At 55.7% G+C, this 6526-nt stretch carries 7 protein-coding genes; 6 read left to right on the top strand and 1 reads right to left on the bottom strand.

Annotated features, from left to right (window positions below; all coding sequences use genetic code 11):
• The first annotated feature begins 55 nt into the window (after positions 1-55).
• The 4 genes from tgt to secF are packed head-to-tail and all read left to right on the top strand — an operon-like array spanning position 56 to position 4391.
• A complete protein-coding gene (tgt, locus tag P3C52_RS20605) occupies positions 56-1180 on the top strand; it encodes a tRNA guanosine(34) transglycosylase Tgt (protein WP_275556729.1) in 1125 nt (374 codons plus the stop codon).
• 24 nt (positions 1181-1204) lie between these two features.
• A complete protein-coding gene (gene yajC / locus P3C52_RS20600) occupies positions 1205-1537 on the top strand; it encodes a preprotein translocase subunit YajC (RefSeq protein WP_275556728.1) in 333 nt (110 codons plus the stop codon).
• A gap of 27 nt (positions 1538-1564) precedes the next feature.
• Positions 1565-3412 (top strand): protein translocase subunit SecD, encoded by a 1848-nt coding sequence (secD, locus tag P3C52_RS20595; RefSeq protein ID WP_275556727.1) that lies wholly within the window; start codon positions 1565-1567, stop codon positions 3410-3412.
• 10 nt (positions 3413-3422) lie between these two features.
• Complete coding sequence (gene secF, locus P3C52_RS20590) at positions 3423-4391, top strand: protein translocase subunit SecF (protein ID WP_275556726.1); 969 nt, start codon at positions 3423-3425, stop codon at positions 4389-4391.
• 80 nt (positions 4392-4471) lie between these two features.
• Here secF and P3C52_RS20585 read toward each other — a convergent pair whose 3' ends face one another.
• Positions 4472-5053: a DUF3251 domain-containing protein gene (locus P3C52_RS20585; protein WP_275556725.1), complete on the bottom strand. Its 582-nt coding sequence runs from the start codon at positions 5051-5053 to the stop codon at positions 4472-4474.
• 170 nt (positions 5054-5223) lie between these two features.
• On the opposite strand from P3C52_RS20585, the gene nrdR reads away from it, so the two are divergent.
• Positions 5224-5673 carry a transcriptional regulator NrdR gene (gene nrdR, locus P3C52_RS20580; protein WP_038627640.1) on the top strand — a complete coding sequence of 150 codons (450 nt, stop codon included), beginning with the start codon at positions 5224-5226 and terminating at the stop codon, positions 5671-5673.
• Positions 5674-5676: 3 nt separating this feature from the next.
• Positions 5677-6526: bifunctional diaminohydroxyphosphoribosylaminopyrimidine deaminase/5-amino-6-(5-phosphoribosylamino)uracil reductase RibD (ribD, locus tag P3C52_RS20575; RefSeq protein WP_275556724.1), on the top strand; the 850-nt coding region annotated here is incomplete at its 3' end.

Below are 6526 nucleotides of genomic sequence, written 5' to 3'. Positions count from 1 at the left end.
CCGTCAGGCGTCGTGGTATTTAACCATGCCAGACTGTTTCTCTGGTGGAGGCAACGTGAAGTTTGAACTTGATAAGAAAGATGGCCGTGCGCGTCGTGGCCGTCTGGTTTTCGATCGTGGCGTCGTAGAAACCCCGGCCTTTATGCCGGTAGGCACCTACGGCACGGTAAAAGGCATGACGCCGGAAGAAGTGAAAGAGACAGGCGCGCAGATCCTGCTGGGCAACACCTTTCACCTCTGGCTGCGTCCGGGCCAGGAAATTATGAAGCTGCACGGCGACCTGCATGATTTTATGCAGTGGCAGGGGCCGATCCTTACCGACTCCGGCGGTTTTCAGGTCTTTAGCCTCGGCGACATTCGTAAAATCACCGAAGCGGGCGTTCACTTCCGCAACCCAATCAATGGCGATGCGATCTTCCTCGATCCTGAGAAGTCGATGGAGATTCAATACGATCTCGGCTCCGACATCGTGATGATCTTTGATGAATGTACGCCGTACCCGGCGGACTGGGATTACGCCAAACGCTCGATGGAAATGTCGCTGCGCTGGGCGAAACGCAGCCGCGATCATTTCGATAAGCTCGGCAACAAAAATGCACTGTTCGGTATTATTCAGGGCAGCGTTTACGAAGATTTACGAGATGTCTCTGTTAAAGGTCTGGTGGAGATCGGCTTTGATGGTTACGCTGTGGGCGGCCTGGCGGTCGGTGAGCCAAAAGAAGATATGCATCGCATTCTGGAGCATGTCTGCCCGCAAATCCCGGAAGACAAGCCGCGCTATTTGATGGGCGTGGGCAAGCCGGAAGATCTGGTGGAAGGCGTGCGTCGCGGCATCGATATGTTTGACTGCGTCATGCCAACGCGCAATGCGCGCAACGGTCATTTGTTTGTGACTGACGGCGTGGTGAAAATCCGTAACGCTAAGCATAAAGATGATACTTCGCCGCTGGATGCGGAATGTGATTGCTACACCTGTCGCAATTACAGCCGCGCCTACTTGCACCATCTCGATCGTTGTAACGAAATACTCGGTGCGCGTCTGAATACCATTCACAACCTGCGTTATTACCAGCGCCTGATGGCGGGTTTACGCAAGGCTATTGAAGAAGGTAAATTAGAGTGCTTCGTCAGCGAGTTCTATGCGCGGACGGGTAAAGCGGTTCCGCCATTAAATGATTGATAATTAAACAATGAGGGAAAGTTGATGAGTTTTTTCATTTCTGACGCAGTGGCAGCAGCTGGCGCACCGTCGCAGGGAAGTCCCTATTCTCTGGTCGTTATGCTGGTGGTTTTCGGCCTGATTTTTTACTTTATGATCCTGCGTCCGCAGCAGAAACGCGCGAAAGAGCATAAAAAACTGATGGATTCCATTGCGAAAGGCGATGAAGTTCTTACCACCGGAGGCTTGGTTGGTCGCGTAACGAAAGTGGCTGAAACTGGCTACATCGCTATCGCTCTGAACGATAACAATGAAGTGGTTATCAAACGTGATTTCGTGGCTGCCGTCCTGCCGAAAGGTACAATGAAGGCGCTGTAATTCTTTGTTTTCCCTAAGGGAACTGCCGTGTTAAACCGTTATCCTTTGTGGAAATACATTATGCTGATCGTGGTACTTGCCATCGGTCTGCTGTATGCACTTCCCAACCTTTATGGAGAGGATCCGGCCGTTCAGATCACTGGCGCGCGCGGAAGCGCCGCCAGTGAGCAAACGCTGGACCAGATCCAAAACGTCTTAAAACAAGAACATATTCAGAGCAAGTCCATTGCGCTGGAAGAAGGCGCTATCCTGGCGCGTTTCCCCAATACGGATGTGCAGCTGCGCGCCCGCGAAGCGCTGATGAAGGCGCTGGGTGAAGATTACGTGGTGGCGCTTAACCTGGCACCAGCTACGCCGCGCTGGCTGGAAATGCTGGCGGCAGAGCCGATGAAGCTCGGTCTCGATCTGCGCGGCGGCGTACACTTCCTGATGGAAGTGGATATGGACACCGCACTCGGCAAACTGCAAGAGCAGAATACCGACAGCCTGCGCAGCGATCTGCGCGATAAAGGCATTCCTTACACTAACGTTCGCAAAATCGATAACTATGGCGTGGAAATTCGTTTCCGTGACGCCGCTGCGCGCGATAACGCCGTAAGTTACCTCACAACGCGTCATCGCGATCTGGTGATTAGCAGCCGTGGCGATAATATGCTGCGCGCGGTTATGAGCGACGAGCGTCTGCGCGAAGCGCGCGAGTATGCGGTTCAACAGAACATCACTATCCTGCGTAACCGTGTAAACCAGCTCGGCGTAGCCGAACCGCTGGTACAGCGTCAGGGCGCTGATCGCATTGTGGTTGAACTGCCGGGTATTCAGGACACCGCACGCGCGAAAGAGATTCTGGGCGCGACCGCGACGCTGGAGTTCCGTCTGGTCAATACCGTGGTAGATGCGACTGCCGCAGCGAAAGGCCGCGTACCGGGTGATTCCGAAGTGAAGAACACGCGCGATGGCCAGCCGGTCGTACTGTATAAACGCGTGATTCTGACCGGTGACCACATCACCGACTCTACCTCCAGCATGGATGAATATAACCAGCCGCAGGTTAACATCTCCCTCGATAGCGCAGGCGGCAACGCCATGTCGAACTTTACCAAAGACAATATTGGTAAGCCGATGGCGACGCTGTTCGTGGAGTATAAAGACAGTGGCAAAAAAGACGCCAACGGTCGCTCTATCCTTGTGAAACAGGAAGAGGTGATCAACGTGGCGAATATTCAGTCGCGTCTGGGTAACAGCTTCCGTATTACCGGCATCAACAACCCGAACGAAGCACGTCAGCTGTCGCTGCTGCTGCGCGCCGGTGCGTTGATTGCGCCGATTCAGATTGTTGAAGAGCGCACCATCGGTCCGACCATGGGGCAGCAGAATATCACGCAGGGTCTGGAAGCCTGCCTGTGGGGCCTGATCGCCTCTATCGTGTTTATGGTGGTTTACTATAAAAAGTTCGGCGTTATCGCCACCACCGCGCTGGTTGCCAACCTGATCCTGATCGTCGGTATCATGTCGTTGCTGCCGGGCGCCACGCTAACCATGCCGGGTATTGCCGGTATCGTGCTGACGCTGGCGGTGGCGGTGGATGCCAACGTGCTGATAAATGAACGTATCAAGGAAGAGCTGAAGAATGGCCGTACCATTCAGCAGGCGATCCATGAGGGCTATAAAGGCGCGTTCTCCAGTATCGTTGACGCTAACGTAACCACCCTGATCACCGCGATTATTCTTTATGCGGTTGGCACCGGCTCGATTAAGGGCTTTGCCATTACTACCGCCATCGGCGTGGGAACTTCCATGTTCACCGCCATTGTCGGTACGCGTGCCATTGTTAACCTGTTGTATGGCGGCAAACGCATCAACAAGCTGTCTATCTGAGGAGTAGGTTGTGGCACAGGAATATAGTGTTGAACAATTAAACTATGGCCGTAAAGTCCATGACTTTATGCGCTGGGATACGCTGGCCTTTACCCTTTCCGGGCTGCTGCTGATCGCGTCAGTGATCATCATGGGCGTGCGCGGGTTTAACTGGGGGCTGGATTTCACCGGCGGTACCGTCATTGAAATTACCCTGGAAAAACCGGCGGAGCTGGATACGCTACGCGGCGCGCTGGAAAAGTCAGGCTTTGTTGAACCGCAGGTGCAGAACTTCGGCAGCAGCCGTGACGTGATGGTTCGTCTGTCGCCGAATGCGGGTAACGCTGGCCAGGAACTGGGCAACAAGGTTGTTTCGGTCATTAACCAGGCTGCCGGTCAAAACGCGACCGTAAAGCGTATTGAGTTCGTTGGTCCCAGCGTCGGATCTGATTTGGCGCAGGCTGGCAGCATGGCACTGCTGGTGGCGCTAATCTGTATCCTGATTTACGTCGGCTTCCGCTTTGAGTGGCGTCTGGCGCTCGGTGCGGTGCTGGCGCTGGCGCACGACGTGATCATTACGCTCGGCATCCTGTCGCTGTTCCATATTGAGATCGATTTAACCATCATCGCTTCCCTGATGTCGGTTATCGGTTACTCACTGAACGACAGTATTGTGGTTTCCGACCGTATCCGTGAGAACTTCCGTAAGATCCGTCGCGGCACGCCGTATGAGATCGTTAACGTTTCTCTGACGCAGACGCTGAGCCGTACCATCATGACTTCGGCGACGACGCTGGTGGTGGTGCTGATGCTGTTTATTTTCGGCGGCGCGCTGCTGGAAGGCTTCTCGCTGACCATGTTGATCGGGGTTTCCATCGGTACGATCTCCTCTATCTACGTGGCTTCGGCGCTGGCGCTGAAACTGGGTATGAAGCGTGAACATATGCTGCAGCAGAAGGTAGAGAAAGAGGGCGCCGATCAGCCTTCTATCCTGCCGTAAAGCATGCGCAAGCAGTAAAGCAAAAGGCCGCGTAAGCGGCCTTTTTTCGTTTCTGTTCCAGGGCCAGTTGCGCCATCGCCTCACTGTGCCGGTGCGGATACCACCGCTGGCGCTGCATTGGTCGGCGTAAGCGGCTCGACGTCATGCACCCTGACGTAGCCCAACTGCTGAGGTGAAAGACCGCTCAGGCGCAACGGAACAGGCTGTTCGCTTTGCGGCACCAGCGTGTTGCGTACCTCAATGGTTTGGGAAAGCGCGCTGGCGGCCAGCGGCTTACCGGTAGCGGCATCCAGTTCGCCCCATTCAACCTGCATACGCAAACTCTGGAGAGGACGATCGCCCGCGGCGCGCAGCGTTAACAGCGCACGCGTACCGCTTGCTTCCGGTTCAATACGGGTCAGCGACAGCATCAGCGGCCCCACCAGACTTTTTAACTCCACGCGCGTATTCGCGGCGGGCAGCAGCCAGGCGCCCTGCGTTGAATGGCTGTTCAACTGATTTTGCTGCTCCAGCGCGCTGGCCTGATTCGTCAGCTGCGCCACCTGTTGATTTAACTGATTAACCTCACCATGCAGCGCCTGGGTTTTCGCCGGCGGCGGCGCAGCGCAGCCGTTAAGCAGCGCGGCAGTCAGGAATGGTAAAAGTAAAAGCCCCTTTTTCATTTTCACTCTCCTTTTAATGCTTTTACTAACAAGCTTAGGTGAAAGCGCGGAGGAGGGCGAAAAAGCAGGCGGGCCGCACAGAAAAATGCGCTGTCAGCCCGCGGAGGCTTTGGTTGTCAGGGGCTTCAGGGTACACTAAGGTTTAATTTCGTGAAGAATCAGGATACGTCATGCATTGCCCATTCTGTTCCGCTGTGGATACCAAAGTGATTGATTCCCGTCTGGTTGGCGAAGGCACCTCAGTGCGCAGACGCCGTCAATGTCTGGACTGTCATGAACGTTTTACCACCTTCGAAGTAGCGGAACTGGTGATGCCGCGCGTGATTAAAAGCAACGATGTTCGCGAACCCTTCAATGAAGATAAGCTGCGCAGCGGTATGGTCAAAGCGCTGGAAAAGCGTCCGGTGAGTTCGGATGCGGTTGAGAATGCCATCAGCCATATTAAAACGCAGCTGCGCGCTACTGGCGAGCGCGAGATCCCCAGCAAAATGATTGGCAACCTGGTGATGGATGAGCTGAAAAAGCTCGATAAGGTCGCCTATATCCGCTTCGCCTCCGTCTACCGCAGCTTTGAAGATATTCGTGAATTTGGCGAAGAGATCGCCCGTTTACAGGATTAAGCTATGCGTGATGAAAATTACATGGCGCGCGCGCTGGAGCTTGCGCGGCGCGGCCGTTTTACCACTACGCCTAATCCCAACGTCGGCTGCGTCATCGTGCGTGATGGCGTTATCGTGGGTGAAGGCTGGCATCAGCGCGCTGGCGAGCCGCATGCGGAAGTGCATGCGCTGCGCATGGCAGGCGATCGGGCAAAGGGAGCGACCGCTTACGTTACGCTGGAACCCTGTAGCCATTATGGCCGTACACCGCCATGCTGCGATGCGCTGATTGCCGCAGGCGTAAGCCGCGTAGTTGCGGCGATGCAGGATCCCAACCCGGAAGTGGCCGGACGCGGCCTTTATCGCCTGCAACAGGCGGGCATTGATGTCAGCCACGGCTTAATGATGGCGGAAGCGGAAGCGTTGAACCGGGGTTTTCTAAAGCGCATGCGTACCGGTTTCCCGTTTGTACAGCTAAAAATGGGCGCCTCGCTGGATGGCCGTACCGCAATGGCCAGCGGCGAAAGTCAGTGGATTACCTCGCCGGAAGCCCGCCGCGATGTGCAGCGTCTGCGCGCGCAATGCTCGGCGATTCTGAGCAGCAGCGCCACCGTCCTGGCGGACGATCCGGCATTAACGGTGCGCTGGGAAGAGCTTGGCGCTGCAACGCAGGCGCATTATCCGCAGGAAAATTTACGCCAGCCGGTACGGGTGATTATCGACAGCCAAAACCGCGTGACGCCGCAGCATCGCCTGCTACATCAGCCGGGCGAAACCTGGCTGGCGCGCCTGACGGCGGATGACCAGCAGGCCTGGCCGCAGTCGGTTCAGCAACTGCTGGTTCCGGCACGCGATAACCGTCTCGACCTGGTTT

Origin of the sequence: Mixta sp. Marseille-Q2659 (assembly GCF_940807255.1) — a bacterium.
Taxonomy (GTDB): domain Bacteria; phylum Pseudomonadota; class Gammaproteobacteria; order Enterobacterales; family Enterobacteriaceae; genus Mixta.
The sequence above is the reverse complement of the archived record's forward strand: the minus strand, read 5'-3'. Positions and strand labels throughout refer to the sequence as shown.

Coding starts and splice junctions, on each gene's coding strand:
- yajC (WP_275556728.1), top strand. CDS start 1,205: ATGAGTTTTTTCATTTCTGACGCAGTGGCAGCAGCTGGCGCACCGTCG.
- nrdR (WP_038627640.1), top strand. CDS start 5,224: ATGCATTGCCCATTCTGTTCCGCTGTGGATACCAAAGTGATTGATTCC.
- P3C52_RS20585 (WP_275556725.1), bottom strand. CDS start 5,053: ATGAAAAAGGGGCTTTTACTTTTACCATTCCTGACTGCCGCGCTGCTT.